Below are 16,657 nucleotides of genomic sequence, written 5' to 3' on the forward strand. Positions count from 1 at the left end.
CGGCAAGGGTTCGCGTCTCCCCGGCGAAGCTAAGGTGGGGGGACGGCAAGATCAAGGCAGGGGGCAGCGCTTCTCAGCGCGCGGTGCCCCGGATTCTCCAGATGGGAAGAGCGTGGCAAAAGCGATCGCGGTGCTCATCGGTTCGCCCGGATCGGGCAAGTCCACTGTCGGAGAGGCCCTGGCAGGGCGCCTGGGCGCCGACCTGTTGTGCACCGACACCGAGGTCGAGAAGCGCGCGGGCAAGCCCATCGGCGACATCTTCGTCGAGGACGGCGAGGAGCACTTCCGCGCCCTGGAACGCGAGGTCGTCGCCGAGGGGCTGCGCGCCTGGGAGGGCGTGATCGCCGTCGGCGGCGGCGCGGTCCTGGACGAGGACACCCAGCGCGACCTGGCCGGACACCACGTGGTCTACCTCCAGGTGGAGTTCGGTGAGGCCGCCAAGCGCGTGGGCATGGACGTGGCCCGTCCCCTGCTCGCGGGCAACCCCCGCACCCGGCTGCGCCAGCTGCTCAACGAGCGCCTGCCCGTCTACGAGCGCCTGGCCAGCGTCACCGTGGAGACCACCGGCTACCACCCCGAAGAGATCGTCGACGCCATCCTGCCCTCGCTGGCCGGACAGGACTCCGGAAAGGCCCAGCAGTGACCGTGACCCGGATCGGTGTGGGCGACTCCGCGGGCCGCTACGACGTGGTGGTCGGCAGCGGGGTCCTCTCCGAACTCCCCTCCCTGGTCGGCGACGCCGCCCAGGTGGCCGTCATCCACCCCGAGAGCCTGGACGGGATCGCCCGCCCCGTGGTCGGCGCCCTGGAGGCCGCCGGTTACCGGGCGCACTCCATGCCCGTCCCGGACGGCGAGGCCGCCAAGACCGCCGCCGTCGCCGCCGACCTGTGGTCCCGGCTCGGGCAGCGCAACTTCACCCGCAGCGACGCCGTCGTCGGCGTGGGCGGGGGAGCCGCCACCGACCTGGCCGGGTTCGTCGCCGCCACCTGGCTGCGCGGCGTGCGCTCGGTCCTGGTGCCCACCACCCTGCTCGGCATGGTCGACGCCGCAGTCGGCGGCAAGACCGGCATCAACACGCCCGAGGGCAAGAACCTCGTCGGCGCCTTCCACCCCCCGGCCGGGGTCCTGTGCGACCTCGCCACCCTGCCGAGCCTGCCCCGCGCCGACTACATCGGCGGCCTCGCCGAGATCGTCAAGGCCGGGTTCATCGACGACCCCGTCATCTGCGACCTGGTCGAGGACGACCCCGAGGGCGCGGCCGAACCCGGGGGCAGGCACACCCGCGAACTCATCGAGCGCGCCATCCGGGTCAAGGCCGACGTCGTCTCCGGCGACCTGCGCGAGAGCGGCCGCCGCGAGATCCTCAACTACGGCCACACCCTGGGCCACGCCATCGAGCGCGCCGAGAACTACACCTTCCGGCACGGCTACGCCGTCTCCATCGGCATGGTCTACGCCGCCGAACTCGCCCGCCTGGACGGCCGTGTGGGCGACGACCTGGTCCAGCGCCACCGCTCACTGCTCTCCTCGGTCGGCCTGCCCGTCTCCTACGCCCCCGAGGCCTGGCCCGAACTGCGCGCCGCCATGAGCGTGGACAAGAAGGCCCGCGGGGCCACCCTGCGCTTCGTCGTCCTGGACGGCCTGGCGCGGCCCGCCATCCTCAGCGGACCCGCCCCCGAACTGCTGGACGAGGCGTACCGCGCGGTCACGGGCGACACCCGGGTTCCACGAAGCCACTAGACTGCACACAGGCGACGTGCGCACCGGCGCGCCCGGGGAGCTCCCCGAGGTGCCCGTGCCCGGCCCCACCGAACACCGACCGGGCCCCGCGGGGGTCGGTCCCCGACGTGTCAAACCCCTTGGAGAGACGACCGAAGTGGCCACGACGAACGACATCAAGAACGGCACGACCCTGCGGCTCGACGGCGGCGTCCTCTGGAACGTCCTGGAGTTCCAGCACGTCAAGCCGGGCAAGGGCGGCGCGTTCGTCCGTACCAAGCTCAAGAACGTCCTCACGGGCAAGATCGTCGACAAGACCTTCAACGCCGGGTCCAAGGTCGAGTTCGCCAACGTCGACCGCCGCGAGATGGAGTACCTCTACCACGACGGCGAGGCCTTCATCTTCATGGACACCAGCACCTACGACCAGATCCCGGTCCCGGAGGCCGTCGTCGGCGACGGCAAGGACTTCCTGCTGGAGAACACCAAGGTCACCGTGGCCACCAACGAGGGCAACCCCCTCTACATCGAGCTGCCCCCCGCCGTCGAGCTGGAGATCACCCAGACCGACCCGGGCGTGCAGGGCGACCGCTCCACCGGCGGCACCAAGCCCGCCACCGTCCAGACCGGCGCCACCATCCAGGTGCCCCTGTTCATCAGCGAAGGCGAGCGCGTCAAGGTCGACACCCGCACGGGTGACTACCTCGGGCGAGTCAACTGATGAGCGGAGCACGGCGCAAGGCACGGCGGCGCGCGGTCGAGGTCCTCTACGAGGCCGAGGTGCGCGCCACCTCGGTGGAGGACGTCATCCGGCGCCGGCGGGCCCAGCCCGAACCGCCGATCAACGACTTCACCGAGAGTCTGGCCCGCTCGGTCGACGAGCGGCGTGAGCGCATCGACGAGCTCCTGGACACCTACGCCATCGGCTGGACCCTGGAGCGCATGCCGGTCGTGGACCGCAACATCCTGCGGATGGGCGCCTACGAACTGCTGTGGGCCGACGACATCCCGGACGGCGTGGCGATCGCCGAGGCGGTCGGCGTGGCCAAGGAGCTGTCCACCGACGAGTCCCCCAACTTCGTCAGCGGACTCCTGTCCAGGCTGATGGAGAACAAGTCGACGCTCTCGCTCTAGGGCGCGACCGGCATCGGCGCGCGGGGGACCGTCGGGGCAACGTGGATTGAGGGAACGCAGGTGACTGACAGGACCAGCGTGGCCGCGGGCGGCGGCCTCGGCGCGAGCGGGGCGACCGGCCCGGGGCGGGCCGCCAACGCGGCCCGGACCGCGGTCGTGTGGGACGCCCTCGTCGGACTGCTGGACCGGCTCGGGGACGGGCCCCTGGAGATCGTCGACGCGGGCGGGGGCACCGGCGGTGCCGCCGTCCCCCTGGCCGAACTCGGCCACCGGGTGACCGTGGTCGAGCCCAGCCCCGACTCGCTCGCGGCCCTGGAGCGCCGCGCCGCCGAGCGGGGTGTGTCCGTGCGCGGGGTCCAGGGGGAGACCCGCGACCTGGCAGCCCTGTTCGCGCCGGCCAGCGCCGACCTCGTCCTGGTGCACAACGTGCTGGAGTACGTGGACGACCCCGCCGCGGCGCTGCACGACGTGGTCGGCATCACCCGCGAGGGCGGTGCGGTGAGCCTGCTGGTCACCAACGCGGTCGCCGGAGCCCTGCACCGCGCGCTGGCCGGACACATCACCGAGGCCCACCACCTGCTCGGCGACCCCGACGGGCGCTGGGGCGAGGGCGACCCGATGCCGCGCCGTTTCACCCGCCAGCAGGTCCTGGAGCTGATCGGCCGGGCCGGGCTGTCCGGGGAGAGCGTCCGCGGCGTCCGCGCGTTCGCCGACCTCGTGCCCGGGCACGCCTGGGAGGGCGACGCCCACGCCGGGCAGCACCTGGTGGAGCTGGAGAGGGCCGCCGCCGAGCATCCCGAGCTGATCGGCATCGCCACCCAGCTGCACGTCGTCGCGCACCGCTCCTGAACCCCGGTACCGGGGGCCGGGGCGCCCCCGGCACGGCATAACCTGGCTGTATGAGCCGACGCCAACTGGAACGCGGCGCCGCGATGCGGGGCATGGTCTCCCCTGAGGGCATCGCGGCGCTGGACGCGGACTTCCCCGCGGACGGCTCCGGACCGGACGGCGACTGCCACATCCTGCACCTGGACATGGACGCGTTCTTCGCGAGCGTCGAACAGCTGCGCCACCCCGAGGCGCGCGGGCGCCCGGTCATCGTGGGCGGTACCGGCCCGCGCAGCGTGGTCTCCTCCGCCGACTACCTCGCCCGCGCGCACGGCGTGCACTCGGCCATGCCCATGGCGCGGGCCCTGCGCCTGTGCCCGGACGCCCTGGTCTTCCCGCCCGACGGCCGCGCCTACCGCCAGGCGTCGGAGGCCGTCATGGACATCCTGCGCTCGGTGACGCCGCTGGTGCAGCCGCTCTCCCTGGACGAGGCCTTCCTGGACGTGTCCGGCGCGCGCCGCCGCCTGGGCGGGCCGGTGCGCATCGCGGCGATGATCCGCGAGCGGGTGCGCCGGGAACAGCGCCTGACCTGCTCCGTGGGCGTGGCCGCCACCCGCTTCACCGCCAAGCTCGGCTCCACGCACTGCAAGCCCGACGGCCTGCTCCTGGTGCCCACCGCCCACGTGCGCGGTTTCCTGGATCCTCTGCCGGTCGGGGCGCTGCCCGGGGTGGGGGACCGGACCGAGCAGACCCTGGCCCGGCTGGGCGTGCGCACGGTCGGGCAGCTGGCCCGCTACGAGCCGGACCTGCTGCGCATGGAGCTGGGCGACAAGGCCGGGACCCGCCTGGCCGAGCTGTCCCGGGGGGTGGACACCAGCCCGGTCGTGCCCGAGTCCCCGGACAAGAGCATCGGCTCGGAGGAGACCTTCGACGAGGACGTGGCCGACCCCGAGGTGGTGGACCGCGAGCTGCTGAGGCTGGCCGAGAAGGTCGGGCGCCGCCTGAGGGCCTCGGGGCAGGCGGGACGCACGGTGAGCGTGAAGCTGCGCCGCGGTGACTTCTCCACCATCACCCGGGCGCGGACCCTGGCCGAGGGCACCGACGTGGCCCGCGAGATCAGCGCCGTCGCCCGCGAGCTGTACACCGCCTCCGGGTTGCGGGGGGTTCCGCTGCGCCTGGTGGGGGTGCGGGTGGAGGGGGTCATTCCGGTGGAACAGGTGCACCGTCAGTTGGCACTGGGGGAGGAGGAATCGGGTTGGAGGGATGTTGAACGGGTTATGGACCGCGTAACGGCACGTTTCGGGCCGGGCGCGATACAGTCGGCCGTGTTGGCCAAGCGTGACGAAAACGACGTATGATGCGGCAACTTCCGGGGCCCTCGGAGCGTTCCCCAGGGTAGGACCGGAATGAGGGTAAGAAGAGAGGCATGGAAGCCGGTGTTTCCGATACAGGGCGAGGGTATCGTGGCCCGTGGTGGTCAGGTACGCACGCAGCTTTTCTTTCCACCGGGCGCTAGCTCATCGTATTCTGGGCATACCACTGACCAAGAGACTGTTCTTCAGTACCCGTCACCCCAACCGGGGACTGCCGTAGGGAGGCGCCGTGCCGCTCTCTGAACACGAGCAGCGCATGCTCGACCAGATCGAGCGGGCGCTGTATGCCGAGGACCCGAAGTTCGCGAACACCGTTCGGCAAACGAACCCCGCGGTCCATTACAAGCGCTGGATCATCAAGGCCGGACTCGGTTTCGTCGTCGGTATCGTGCTGCTGATGACGGGGTTGATGCTCCAGTCCACAGTCGCCCAGGTCGCCATCAGCGTCCTCGGTTTCCTGGTCATGCTGCTGTGCTTCCTGTGGGGCGCCAACGCCTGGCGCAAGGCCTCTGGGAGCGGTGGCGCCGACCAGGGCGTCGCGGTGGCGGAGCCCAAGCAGAAGCGCCGGGGCGGCAGCCGTCCCGGCATGATGAATCGTTTCGAGGAGCGCTGGCGCCGTCGCCAGGAGGGTGAGGAGTAGGACCCCGGTCCCACACCCTCGCCGGTCTCGACCGGCCGTGCCTCGTCGGGCGGGGACCCCGGAGGGGATCCGCGCCGGACACCCGGTTCCCCGTGGTGGGCCCCGCACAGTGGTGCGGGGCCCACCACGTTTTTCGGGCGGGGGCCGTGGTTTCCCGGAGGCGTCCGAGACTGGCGCGGTGCACGGGAGAGGTACTGCTGTCGACCGCCCCGGGACAGGGGGCGGCGTCCGCGCGCCGGGCCCGCACACGGGCCGGAGCGCGCCGGAGGCCGTGCCCCGCCCCCGGCTGGGACACGGCCGCTACCAGCTGGGGCGCGACCTCTCGGATCAGCACAGGCGGGGCGGCACGGCCGCCACCGCTAGGGCGTCACGGGCTCGGGGTCGGCCGCGCGGCGCGGACGGTGCCACGGCGCCAGCGACCGGGGCAGCAGCACCGCGCGGACGCGCGTTCCCGCGCCGACCACACCGGTCAGCCCCGCCAGAGCCGTCCGCAGGTCCTCGCGCAGCCCTTCCGGGACCCGGGGCGAGGGCGCGTAGCGCGCCTCCTCCTCGGCCAGGGCGAGCCGCCGCAGCGCCGCCGCGGCCTCCGGCGGCACCGGACCCGGAACGGCCCCCGACATCAGCCCCACCGGGGCCGCGTCGGGCTGGGGCACCGGACCGGAACCGGCCAGGCGTTCGGCCGTGGCACGCGGGCTCTCCGCCAGCGACCACGCGCCGCCCAGGTCCAGACAGGTGTCCCGCAGCTCCCGCCACGCGGTGTGCGCGTCCGCGGCTCCCGCGCCGCCGGTCAGCGACGCCGTCCGGAACCAGCGCGTCAGGGCGCGCGCCAGCGCGGGCAGGGCCAACAGCAGCAGCACAACCGTGGCGGCGCCCGCCGCGGGCAGCCACGACAGGTCCGGGCCGCCCCGCGCGTCGTCGCCCGGGGCGGCCACCGACGAGGAGGGCTCGTCCTCGGGCTCCGCCTCGGGGGCCTCGCTGGGCTCCCCGGCCTCCGCGGTGGCCTCGTCCCGCGCGGCCTCCGTCTCCTCGGGCGAGGGCTCACGCGTCTCCTCCGCGGCCCCGTCCGGGGCGTCGACGCCCCCCTGCCCGCCCCGGGAGTAGTCGGGCACCGACGCCGAGCCCTGCCCCCCGGCGGAGGAGGGGGTCGGCTCGAACCGCACCCAGCCCGCACCCTCGAAGTACAGCTCCGGCCAGGCGTGGGCGTCGCCCACGGACACCGCCCAGCGGCCGTCACCCTGCTGCTCGCCCGCGGTGTAGCCCACCGCCACCCGCGCCGGGATGTCCACCTGTCGGGCCATGACCGCCATCGCCCCGGCGAACTGCTCGCAGTAGCCCACCCGGTCCCCGAACAGGAAGTGGGCGAGCGGGTCGGCGCCGTCGGGTACCGCGGGCGGGGACAGGTCGTAGGTGAACGCGCCCCCAGTGAAGTAGTCCTGGATCGCCACCGCCCGCTCGTAGGGGCTCCGCGCGTCCTCGGTCAGGTCCTCGGCCAGCTCCCGGACCCGCGGGTCCAGGCCGCCGGGCAGGTCGCGGAAGTCGCCCGGCAGCGACCGCGGGCTGCCGCTGTCGGCCAGCTCCTCGACGGACGGCTCCCGGCCCAGGGCCTGCACGGTGAAGTTCAGCCCCGTGGGCGCGCTCTCGGTCGTGAACACCACGTGGCTCGCCGGGTCGGCGTACCACTCCCCGGGCACGTCCACAGTCCGCGCCCAGTACGGCAGCGGCAGGAAGTCGATCCCGGGCGCGTCCGAGTCCATCGAGATCCGCGTGGTCACCGCGTCGCCTGAGGGCTCCGAGCCCCACCCGGTGGGCAGCGGCAGCTCCCCGTCGACCAGGGTGTCGCCCGAGGCGCTGACCGGCGTCATCGTCCAGTTCGCGCCGTCGAACTCGTCCAGCACGTACGTGCGCAGGTAGTCGGGCCGCTCGGCGTCGGTCCGGTAGGTCAGCACGGTGCGGTCGGAGGAGGAGGCCAGCTCGCGCCGCAGCGAGACCAGCGGGTGCGTGGTGGTGATGCGGTCCCCGCCGGTGCCGATGTAGGTGCCGTCGGCCATCGTGTGGAGCACGTCGGTGCGCAGCGACGGCACCGCGAGCGGTACCGTCAGCGCCAGCAGCACCGCGGCGGCCGAGGCCACCGCCGCCGTCGTCGCCCTGCCCACCGCGCCCAGTACACGGGCCGAGGAGTCGTGGCCGTCGGGGACGCGCACGCCCCACTCGCGGCCGCGCACCCACACGTCCACCGCGAGCAGCAGCAGGAAGCCGACGGCGCCGCTGGTCGCGGCCGGCCAGCCCAGTCCGGCGTCGTCCACGATGAGCGGGACCGCCATCAGTACGGCCACCAGGGCGCCGACCATCCCGGGGCAGCGCGCGGTCACCGCCAGGAAGTCCGCGATGATCGCGAACAGGACGAACACCAGCGCGATGATCAGCATGACCCCGGCCGTGGAGGAGACCGGGGGTGTGCTGGTGTCGATGGTCTCCAGGCCCTCGTCGAACACCCGCAGCAGGTGCACCGCCGTGTCACCGGAGGGCAGCAGCCCCAGCGGCGCGACGTGTCCGGCGAACAGCGGCGTCATCAGCAGCGCCGCCGCCAGCACCTGGAGGAACGGCACCGGGAAGGAGCTCCAACCGCTGAGGCGGTACAACGCGGACACCCCGCCCACCGCCACCGTCATCACGAGGGCCGGGACCCACCAGGCCTCGCCCCGCACGAGGCCGTCCAGCAGTGGCAGCGCCATCAGCAGGCAGGCCAGGGTGGCCAGGGGCATCAGTGCTCTCAACGCGGACCCTTCCAAGGGGTGTGCGGCCCGGCGGCGGGAGCGGGAGCCCAGGCGCGGCGCCACAGGTCGGGCAGTTCGGCGGTGGAACCCAGGACGAGGACGCGCCATCCGGCCGCGGTCAGCACGTCGTGGACCCCGCGCAGGGTGTCGGGGCCGGGCCAGGCGGCGTGCGCGCACAGCACGGCCACGCGCACGCCCCGGCCGCCCGTGCGGGACAGGGCGGCGGCCTCCTCGGGGTCCACCGCGCCCAGCACCGCCACGACCAGGCCGGTCGCCCCGCGGGATTCGGCCAGCATGCCGATCCCGCCGAGCAGCCCCGGGGTGTCGGAGGGCTCGGCGACGGCCAGGCTGTCCAGCACGCCCGACGCGCTCGTGGTCGGGACCCGGCCCCGCTCGGTGTGCAGGCGCAGCTCGTGGCCGCCGTCGAGCAGGTGCACCGCCACCGAGGCGGCGGCGCTCACGGCGGTCTCCAGGGATCCGGCGGGCCCAGGGAGCCCGTGCGCCCCGCGCCGCGTGTCCAGCAGGACCACGCTGCTCTCCCGCGAGTGCTGCTCGTCCCGGCGCACCATCAGCTCACCGTGCTTGGCGGTGGACCGCCAGTGCACCTTGCGCAGGTCGTCGCCGTACCGGTACTCGCGGGGGACGGGGTCCTGCTCCCCGGCGCCGCTCATCGAACGCCGCGGCGAGTCCTCGCCCTTGGAGCCGTCGGCGGCGCCCAGCGCGGTCAGCGGGACGGTCACGGGGGTCACGAGCAGGCGCGAGGGCCCGCCCACGTCGCGGCTGACCCGCACGCACCCCAGCGGGTCGGTCACGCCGACCCACAGCGGGCCCACCGGGTAGTCCCCGCGTACGGCCGGGCGCACCAGGTAGGCGACGTCGCGTACGGCGCGCGGACCCAGGTAGCCCACCGTGTAGCGGGGTTCGCCGCCCAGCGGCACGGGCAGCGTGTCCCGCACAGACAGCGCGGCCACCGGCCAGGTCCGCGAGGAGTTGCCCACACGCAGTTCCACCCGGGCGTTGTGCCCGGCCGGGATGCGCACGGGGGACAGGGTGCGGCTGTGCGCGACGCGGGAGGCGGCCCCCAGGACCGTCAGCGCCGACAGCGGCGGGATCGCGGTCAGCAGCACGCCCAGGCCCACGACCTCGCGCTGCCCCACGACCAGGCCGGACACCAGGGCGGTCAGGCCGAGGATGAGCATGCAGACGCCTCGTGCGGTGAGGGTTCGGTGCGGGCGCATGGACCCTCTCTCAGGGGGCGGGTGCGTACGGGGTGGAGCGGGGGCCGCGGGCGCCGGGGGTCTACTGCGGGCCGGGCACGGGCAGGCGCGCGACCAGCTTGGCCACGATCTGCTCGGGGGTCAGGCGCTCCATCTGCGCCTCGGGGCCGGGCAGCAGCCGGTGCGCGAGCACCGGCACGGCCAGGGCCTGCACGTCGTCGGGGACGACGTAGTGCCGTCCGTCCAGGGCGGCGTAGGCGCGGGCGGCCTGCACCAGGTGCAGGGTGGCGCGCGGGGAGGCGCCCAGGCGCAGTTCGGGGCTGGTGCGGGTCGCGTTGACCAGGTCCACGACGTAGCGGCGCATGCCCGGGGCCACGTGCACCGTGCGCACCCGGTCGGCCAGGTCGCGGACCTGGGCGGCGTTGGTGACCGGCGTCAGGTCCTCCAGCGGCGAGCTGGAGCTGTGCGAGTCGATCATGTCGAGTTCGGCCTGGGGGGCGGGGTAGCCGACCGAGACGCGGGCCATGAACCGGTCGCGCTGGGCCTCGGGGAGGGCGTAGGTGCCCTCCATGTCGCCCGGGTTCTGGGTGGCCACCACCATGAACGGCCGTTCCAGGGCGCGGGTCTGGCCGTCCACACTCACCTGGCGCTCGGCCATGCACTCCAGCAGGGCGGCCTGGGTCTTGGGCGAGGCGCGGTTGATCTCGTCGCCCACCACGATGTTGGCGAACACCGGGCCGGGGTTGAACTCGAACTCGCGCCGGTCCTGGTGGTAGACGCTGACACCGGTGATGTCGCTGGGCAGCAGATCCGGCGTGAACTGCACGCGCTGCACGGAGCAGTCCACGGCCCGGCCCAGGGCCTTGGCCAGCATGGTCTTGCCGACGCCGGGGACGTCCTCGATGAGCAGGTGGCCCTCGGCGAGCAGGACCGTCAGCGCCAGGCGCAGCACCTCCGGCTTGCCCTCGATGACCGTCTCGATCGCGGCGCGGACGCGGTCGGCCACGGCGACGATCTCACCGACGTCCCCCTGGACGTCGCCCCCGCGACCGCCGTGGTGTGTACCGAGTGACACCAGACCCCTCCCGCTCCCTGTGGCTCCGCGTGTCGCTGTTCGGAACCGAGGCTAAGCCCATTCCAACCGATTGCAAACCAAAGCGCCGGAATCAGCGGCCGATTGGTTCCAGGAATGGTCAAAGAGGCTAAAGGGCTCCAATCGCCCTCCTGATCCTCGGTGGTGGCGCCGGTGCCGGACGAGAGCGCGGAGCCGGGTTAGGGCCCCGGCTCCGACCGGCCGGGACACCGCCCCGCCGGTCCGACACGCCGGACCGCCCGCCGGGAGCCCGCTCTGCCCTTCCGCGTGCGCGCACGCGGGCACGCGCGCGGTGTCGCCGCAGGTCGTCGCGGTCCCCAGGGTCCCCTCCTCCGCGACACACCCCGCGCCCTCCACCTTCCCCCACCCTCACGGCCAACGCTGTGACCTGCGATTTCCTGGCCCGCAGTGGGCGTAAAAGCCGGAAAGATCTGTTGACGGTGGGGAAGAGTGGAGTAAGGTGGGGCACCGTGGAGAGGGCGAATTCTCCACTTCGAGGGTGAGGGAGGTGGAAGTGTGTTCCTCGGCACCCACACGCCCCGGCTCGACCAGAAGGGGCGGCTCTTCCTCCCCGCGAAGTACCGCGACGAGCTGTCGGGGGGTCTGGTGATCACCAAGGGCCAGGAACGCTGCCTCTACGTCTTCCCGACGGAGGAGTTCCGGCGCATCACCGACGCCCTCGCCACCACCCCGGTCACCGCCAAGGCGGTGCGCGACTACAGCAGGGTCCTCTTCGCCAGCGCCTCGGACGAGAACTGCGACAAGCAGGGAAGGGTCACCATCCCGGCCAAGCTCCGCGACTACGCGGGCCTGGAGCGGGAGTGCGTCGTGATCGGCGCCAACACTCGCCTGGAGATCTGGGACTCCCGGGCGTGGTCGGACTACGAGGCCGAACAGGAACCCGCCTTCGCGCAGCTGTCGGAGGAGGTGCTGCCCGGGGTGCTGTGACCCCGGCGGAAGCACCGCCGGGCCGACCAGCACACAGTCCACACCCTCGCAAGCCGGAGTCCGGCAACGGCCTCCGGGCGCGGTCTCCACGAGCTGGCGCGACTTCCCCGGTGCCAGGTCGTGAGCGCGAAGCCACCGGAAGGTGGACAATAGCGGCCGTGTCCGGAGGCCCGCCGGAACCCGCCGGGCCGTGCCAAGGACACCGTGGAGCGCACCGACCGCGGCGCTACCACGGCGACTCGGGGGGAGACGGCGACAGCGTGGAGGAACAGCAGCACATGGGGGACATCGGGCAGGACGGCGGGACCGGGGGCGCCCGCACGGACGGGAGCGGCGTGCCCGCCGACGGGGAGAACACCGCCGGGGAGCAGGCGCGCCTCGACGCGGCCCGCTCCGGAGCCGACCCCCTGCACGTGCCCGTCATGCTCGACCGGATCGTGGAACTGCTCGCTCCGGCCCTGGAGCGGCCCGGCGCCGTCCTGGTCGACGGCACCCTGGGCCTGGGCGGCCACTCCGAGGCGCTCCTGCGCGCCTGCCCCGGCATGCGCCTGGTCGGCGTCGACCGCGACACCACCGCCCTGGAGCGCAGCGCCGCACGCCTGGCGCCCTACGCCGACCGCACCCACTTCGTGCACGCGGTCTACTCCGACATCCCGCGAGCCCTGGACGAGGCGGGCGCCGCCGAGGCCGACGCCGTCCTGCTCGACCTCGGCGTCTCCTCGCCGCAGCTGGACGAGACCGACCGCGGCTTCGCCTACGCCCACGACGCGCCGCTGGACATGCGCATGGACCGCGACCAGTCGCTGACCGCGGCCGAGGTCGTCAACACCTACCCGATCGCCGAGCTCACCCGCGTGCTGCGCACCTACGGCGAGGAGCGCTTCGCCTCCCGCGTGGCCAGGGCCATCGAGCGCCAGCGCGCCCAAGCGCCCATCGAGTCCACCCGCGCGCTGGCCGAACTGGTGCGCGAGGCCATCCCGGCGGCCACCCGCCGCACCGGCGGCCACCCCGCCAAACGCGCCTTCCAGGGCCTGCGCATCGAGGTCAACGCCGAACTGTCCATCCTCGAACGCGCCCTGCCCGCCGCGATCGCGCGCCTGGCGGTCGGCGGCCGCGTGGCCGTGCTGTCCTACCACTCGCTGGAGGACCGGATGACCAAGAGGGCCCTGGCCGCGCTGGCCACCGACACCACGCCCGCCGACCTGCCGGTCCCCCTTCCCGAACGACAGCCCGAACTCCGGCTGCTCACCCGGGGGGCCGAACTCCCCACGGACGAAGAGAACGAACGCAACCCGCGCGCGCAGTCGGCCCGCCTCCGGGCGGCCGAACGCGTGCGACCGCCGCGGCAGTAGGGAGACCCAGATGAGCACGAGGACGGACACGCGCCGCACGCCCGTACGCGGTGGCAAGGCCCCCGCCGGGAAGACCGCCCCCGCGCGGCCCAAGCGGGCGGTCGGACCCGCGACCAAGCCCGCGGCCGCGCCCGCACCGGCCAAGCGCACCCGGACCGGGGGCGGTGCGCAGGGCCGGGCGCCGCGCATCCCCTTCGTCCTGCTCATCCTGTTCCTGCTGGGGGCCACGCTCGTCAGCCTGCTCGTCCTGCGCAGCGTCGTGGCCGAGGAGGCCTTCGCCATCGCCAACCTCAAGGAGGAGAACCGGGAGCTGTCCTACGAGGAGCAGCAGCGGCGCAGCACGGTCGCCGAACTGGAGAGCTCCGAGCGCATCTCCGACGAGGCCGAGGCCATGGGCATGGAGCAGGGCGGTGAACCCCCGCTCTTCCTCGACCCCGAGACCGGTGAGATCAGCGGCGCCACCGGGAGCGGTGAGTGAGCACTCCCAGAGACCGGCGTCCCCGGGACCCCCGCAGGCCCGGAGCGGCCAACCGCTCGGGGTCCCGGCCCAAGAGGCCCCAGCGCGAGCCGCGCCGCCCCGACGGCGGCGCCCGCCCCTCGGCGCGCACCCCGGGGCGTCCGGCGCGGGAGGCGCGCGGTGGTGAGCGCCGCCGCGGCGGGGGCTCCCCGCCCCCGCCCCTGCTGCGCCGCACCTTCCGCAGGGGTGAGCCGCCGGGGCGCATCAAGATCGGCGGGGCCCTGATCATGGCCGTCCTGCTGCTCTTCGCGGGACGCCTGGTGCAGATCCAGGTCGTGGAGGCCGACCACTACGCCGAGGCGGCCTCCAACACGCGCCTGCAGACCATCGACATCCCCACCCTGCGCGGTCAGATCACCGACGCCGACGGCAACCCCTTCGCGCTGTCGCTGGAGGCGCGCACCGTCTTCGTCGACCCCGAGACGGTCGCCGAGGACGAGCGCGACCAACTCGTCGAGGAGCTCGTCACCCGCTTCGACCTGGAGGAGGACGAGGTCGCCCAGAAGGTGGACGCCGCGCCCAGCCGCTACGAGGTGGTCGCCCGCGGGGTCCTGCCCGCGGAGTGGGAGGAGCTGGCCGACCTCAACCTGTCCGGCCTGGGCTCGCAGGTCTCCTACGAGCGCGTCTACCCCGAGGAGACCGGCGCCGCCGACCTCGTCGGCTTCGTCGGCGCCGAGGGCCACGGCCTGGAGGGGCTGGAGGGCTACCTCAACGACACCCTGGCCGGTGAGGCGGGCAAGCGCCGCGTCGAGGTGGGCGCAGACGGCACCCAGATCCCCATGGCGGGCGGCCTGGTCAGCGAACCCGAGCCGGGCCAGGACGTGCGCCTGACCCTGAACCAGGACATCCAGTGGTACGCGGCCCAGACCCTCGCCGAGCGGGTGGAGGAGCTGGACGCCCAGGGCGGCAGCGTCATCGTGGAGCGGGTCGGCACCGGTGAGATCCTCGCCATGGCCGACTACCCGACCTACTCCCAGAGCGACATCTCCTCCAGCTCCCCCGAGCAGTGGTCCAACGGCGCGGTGGCCACGATCTTCGAGCCGGGCAGCACCAACAAGGTCGTCACCATCGGCGCCGCACTGGAGGAGGGCGTCACCACCCCGGAGACGGTCTACACCGTGCCCGACAGCATCCGGTACCTGGACACGACGTTCAAGGACTCCAGCCCCCACGAGACCCTGCGCCTGACCACCAACGGCATCATGGCCCAGTCCAGCAACGTGGGCACCATCGAGATCGCCGACCAGGTGGGGCGGGGCGTCCTGCACTCCTACCTGGAGGAGTTCGGGCTCGGCCAGCCGACCGGGCTCCAGCTGCCCGGTGAGCAGGCGGGCGTGCTCAAGGACCCGGAGGACTGGTGGGGCACCCAGCTGCCGTCGGTCTCCATCGGCCACGGCCTGTCGGTGACCGCCGCCCAGATGGCGTCGGTGTACGCCACCGTCGCCAACGGCGGTGTGCGGGTGGAGCCCCGGGTGGTCGCCGGGACGGTGAACGCCCAGGGGGAGTTCACCCCGTCCGAGGAGCCCGAACAGCGGCGCGTGTTCAGCGAGGAGACCGCCGATCAGCTCGCGTTGATGCTGGAGGCGGTCACCAGTGACGAGGGCACCGCGCCCCAGGCCCGCATCGACGGGTACCGGGTCGCGGGCAAGACCGGTACCGCCAACCGGCTCGACCCGGAGACGGGCGGCTACGACGGCGGCGGGTACACGTCCACCTTCTCCGGGTTCGCGCCCGCCGACGACCCGGAGGTCGTGGTCCAGGTGGTGCTGCACGACCCGCAGCAGGACTACTACGGCGGCGAGGCCGCGGGGCCGGTGTTCAACGACGTCATGTCCTTCGCGCTCAAGACGCTGAAGGTCCCGCCGTCGGGGACCGAGGCGCCCGCCATCCGGCTGTCGGAGGACCAGGGCGGCGGCTAGGGGGGCAGCCGGGGGCGTCCCCGTCAGGGCGCGGCGCGGTCCAGGTGGGCGCGCACGGAGCGCACGTGCTCGGGGCCGGTGCGGCAGCACCCGCCCACGAGCACCGCTCCGGCCCCGTACCATTCCACGGCGGCGCGGCCGAACTCCTCGGGATCGGCCGTGCCGGTCCACCGCCCCCGCGCCGCGTCCCACTCCTCCCCCGAGTTGGGGTAGGCCACCGCCGGCAGGCCGCACGCGGCGACCGCGCGCACCAGCGCGGGGACGTGCCGGGGCGCGGTGCAGTTGACGCCCACCGCCACCAGCCGCCCGTCGGCGTGCAGCGGGGCGAGTCCGGCGGCCGCCTCGCGCAGGGGAGTGCCGTCGCTGATGCGCTCACCGTCCCGGCAGGAGAAGCTGATCCACGCGCGGGCGCCGGGGGTCTCGGCGAGCAGCCGGGCCAGCGCCCGGGCCTCGGCCGCCGAGGGCACGGTCTCGCAGGCGAGCAGGTCCGCCCCGGAGCCGGCGAGCACCCGCCAGCGCTCCCGGTGCCAGGCGTACAGGCCCTCCTCGTCCAGGTCGTAGTCGCCGGTGTACTCCGAGCCGTCCGCCCGGGCCGCGCCGTAGGGGCCCACCCCGGCGGCCACCAGCCCGGAGCCGAACGCGTCGCGCTCGGCCCGCGCCAGCTCCACCGAGCGGGCGATCAGCGCCAGGGCCTCGGACTCGGTGGCGCCCCGCGCGGTCAGTACCGGAACGCTCGCCTGGTACCCGGCGGCGATGGCCACGTCCGCGCCCGCCTCGAAGTAGTCCCGGTGCACACGTCGGACGAGATCGGGCTCCTCGGCCAGCAGCCGCGCCGACCACAGCCCGCCGCCCAGGTCGCGGCCGTAGGCCTCCAGACGGGTCGCCAGCCCGCCGTCGAGCACCAGCGGGCGCCGCGACGGGGCGGTTCCGGCCATGCGCCACCTCCGCGTTCGGGCCGGGTCGAGGACGCCTCCAGCCTAGGCGTGGACACCCGGTCGGGGCCGCCGGCCCGCCGCCGCACCGTACGTCCGGGCCGCCGGGCCGCGGCCGCGCCTCCCCGCGGCCGTGGGCTCCGGGGCCCGCCGACCGGGGGCGCGCCCCCGGCCGCGAAGGACACCGGACGGTCATCGACGTGTACGGCGA

15 protein-coding genes are annotated in these 16,657 nt (G+C 74.0%); 11 read left to right on the plus strand and 4 right to left on the minus strand.

Features of this window, described 5'->3' with window-relative positions; all coding sequences use genetic code 11:
- The first annotated feature begins 130 nt into the window (after positions 1-130).
- From G011_RS0102345 to G011_RS0102375, 7 genes are all read left to right on the plus strand, one after another.
- The gene (locus tag G011_RS0102345) at positions 131-643 is read left to right on the plus strand and encodes a shikimate kinase (protein ID WP_019607046.1); all 513 of its coding nucleotides are present in this window, start codon (positions 131-133) and stop codon (positions 641-643) included.
- Entirely contained in the window at positions 640-1,740 is a 1,101-nt protein-coding gene (gene aroB / locus G011_RS0102350) for a 3-dehydroquinate synthase (protein WP_019607047.1), read from the plus strand. Before G011_RS0102345 ends, aroB begins: the two co-directional genes overlap by 4 nt.
- Positions 1,741-1,876: 136 nt before the next feature.
- Positions 1,877-2,440, plus strand: a complete 564-nt coding sequence (gene efp, locus G011_RS0102355) for an elongation factor P (RefSeq protein WP_019607048.1) — start codon at positions 1,877-1,879, stop codon at positions 2,438-2,440.
- Positions 2,440-2,853, plus strand: coding sequence for a transcription antitermination factor NusB (nusB, locus tag G011_RS0102360; RefSeq protein WP_013151931.1), 414 nt, complete (start codon positions 2,440-2,442; stop codon positions 2,851-2,853). Before efp ends, nusB begins: the two co-directional genes overlap by 1 nt.
- A gap of 60 nt (positions 2,854-2,913) precedes the next feature.
- A complete protein-coding gene (locus G011_RS0102365) occupies positions 2,914-3,702 on the plus strand; it encodes a methyltransferase domain-containing protein (RefSeq protein WP_019607049.1) in 789 nt (262 codons plus the stop codon).
- 83 nt (positions 3,703-3,785) lie between these two features.
- Positions 3,786-5,039 carry a DNA polymerase IV gene (dinB, locus tag G011_RS0102370; protein WP_013151933.1) on the plus strand — a complete coding sequence of 418 codons (1,254 nt, stop codon included), beginning with the start codon at positions 3,786-3,788 and terminating at the stop codon, positions 5,037-5,039.
- Between the two features lie 244 nt (positions 5,040-5,283).
- The gene (locus G011_RS0102375) at positions 5,284-5,694 is read left to right on the plus strand and encodes a DUF3040 domain-containing protein (RefSeq protein WP_013151934.1); all 411 of its coding nucleotides are present in this window, start codon (positions 5,284-5,286) and stop codon (positions 5,692-5,694) included.
- A 359-nt stretch (positions 5,695-6,053) separates the two neighbouring features.
- Here G011_RS0102375 and G011_RS0102380 read toward each other — a convergent pair whose 3' ends face one another.
- From G011_RS0102380 to G011_RS0102390, 3 genes are all read right to left on the minus strand, one after another.
- Complete coding sequence (locus tag G011_RS0102380) at positions 6,054-8,456, minus strand: DUF3488 and transglutaminase-like domain-containing protein (protein WP_019607050.1); 2,403 nt, start codon at positions 8,454-8,456, stop codon at positions 6,054-6,056.
- An 8-nt stretch (positions 8,457-8,464) separates the two neighbouring features.
- Positions 8,465-9,706, minus strand: a complete 1,242-nt coding sequence (locus tag G011_RS0102385) for a DUF58 domain-containing protein (protein ID WP_026337946.1) — start codon at positions 9,704-9,706, stop codon at positions 8,465-8,467.
- A gap of 61 nt (positions 9,707-9,767) precedes the next feature.
- The gene (locus G011_RS0102390) at positions 9,768-10,760 is read right to left on the minus strand and encodes a MoxR family ATPase (RefSeq protein ID WP_013151937.1); all 993 of its coding nucleotides are present in this window, start codon (positions 10,758-10,760) and stop codon (positions 9,768-9,770) included.
- Between the two features lie 534 nt (positions 10,761-11,294).
- Between G011_RS0102390 and mraZ the strand changes: the two genes are divergently transcribed.
- The 4 genes from mraZ to G011_RS0102410 all read left to right on the plus strand — a co-directional run bounded on the left by mraZ (position 11,295) and on the right by G011_RS0102410 (position 15,514).
- Positions 11,295-11,726 carry a division/cell wall cluster transcriptional repressor MraZ gene (mraZ, locus tag G011_RS0102395; RefSeq protein WP_013151938.1) on the plus strand — a complete coding sequence of 144 codons (432 nt, stop codon included), beginning with the start codon at positions 11,295-11,297 and terminating at the stop codon, positions 11,724-11,726.
- Between the two features lie 278 nt (positions 11,727-12,004).
- On the plus strand, positions 12,005-13,078 hold the full coding sequence (gene rsmH, locus G011_RS0102400; RefSeq protein WP_019607052.1) for a 16S rRNA (cytosine(1402)-N(4))-methyltransferase RsmH: 1,074 nt from the start codon (positions 12,005-12,007) through the stop codon (positions 13,076-13,078).
- A gap of 10 nt (positions 13,079-13,088) precedes the next feature.
- The gene (locus tag G011_RS0102405) at positions 13,089-13,556 is read left to right on the plus strand and encodes a hypothetical protein (RefSeq protein ID WP_019607053.1); all 468 of its coding nucleotides are present in this window, start codon (positions 13,089-13,091) and stop codon (positions 13,554-13,556) included.
- Positions 13,553-15,514, plus strand: a complete 1,962-nt coding sequence (locus tag G011_RS0102410) for a penicillin-binding protein 2 (RefSeq protein WP_019607054.1) — start codon at positions 13,553-13,555, stop codon at positions 15,512-15,514. Before G011_RS0102405 ends, G011_RS0102410 begins: the two co-directional genes overlap by 4 nt.
- A gap of 23 nt (positions 15,515-15,537) precedes the next feature.
- Here the strand turns inward: G011_RS0102410 and mmuM are convergent, their stop codons facing one another.
- Positions 15,538-16,449 (minus strand): homocysteine S-methyltransferase, encoded by a 912-nt coding sequence (gene mmuM / locus G011_RS0102415; protein WP_019607055.1) that lies wholly within the window; start codon positions 16,447-16,449, stop codon positions 15,538-15,540.
- Positions 16,450-16,657: the final 208 nt, after the last annotated feature.

The organism is Nocardiopsis sp. CNS-639, assembly GCF_000381685.1.
Taxonomy (GTDB): domain Bacteria; phylum Actinomycetota; class Actinomycetes; order Streptosporangiales; family Streptosporangiaceae; genus Nocardiopsis; species Nocardiopsis dassonvillei.

Excerpts from the sequence above, each read along its gene's own strand:
- G011_RS0102385 (WP_026337946.1), bottom strand. The coding sequence starts at position 9,706 with ATGCGCCCGCACCGAACCCTCACCGCACGAGGCGTCTGCATGCTCATC.
- G011_RS0102405 (WP_019607053.1), top strand. The coding sequence starts at position 13,089 with ATGAGCACGAGGACGGACACGCGCCGCACGCCCGTACGCGGTGGCAAG.
- G011_RS0102380 (WP_019607050.1), bottom strand. The coding sequence starts at position 8,456 with ATGCCCCTGGCCACCCTGGCCTGCCTGCTGATGGCGCTGCCACTGCTG.
- nusB (WP_013151931.1), top strand. The coding sequence starts at position 2,440 with ATGAGCGGAGCACGGCGCAAGGCACGGCGGCGCGCGGTCGAGGTCCTC.
- dinB (WP_013151933.1), top strand. The coding sequence starts at position 3,786 with ATGCGGGGCATGGTCTCCCCTGAGGGCATCGCGGCGCTGGACGCGGAC.
- mmuM (WP_019607055.1), bottom strand. The coding sequence starts at position 16,449 with ATGGCCGGAACCGCCCCGTCGCGGCGCCCGCTGGTGCTCGACGGCGGG.
- rsmH (WP_019607052.1), top strand. The coding sequence starts at position 12,005 with ATGGGGGACATCGGGCAGGACGGCGGGACCGGGGGCGCCCGCACGGAC.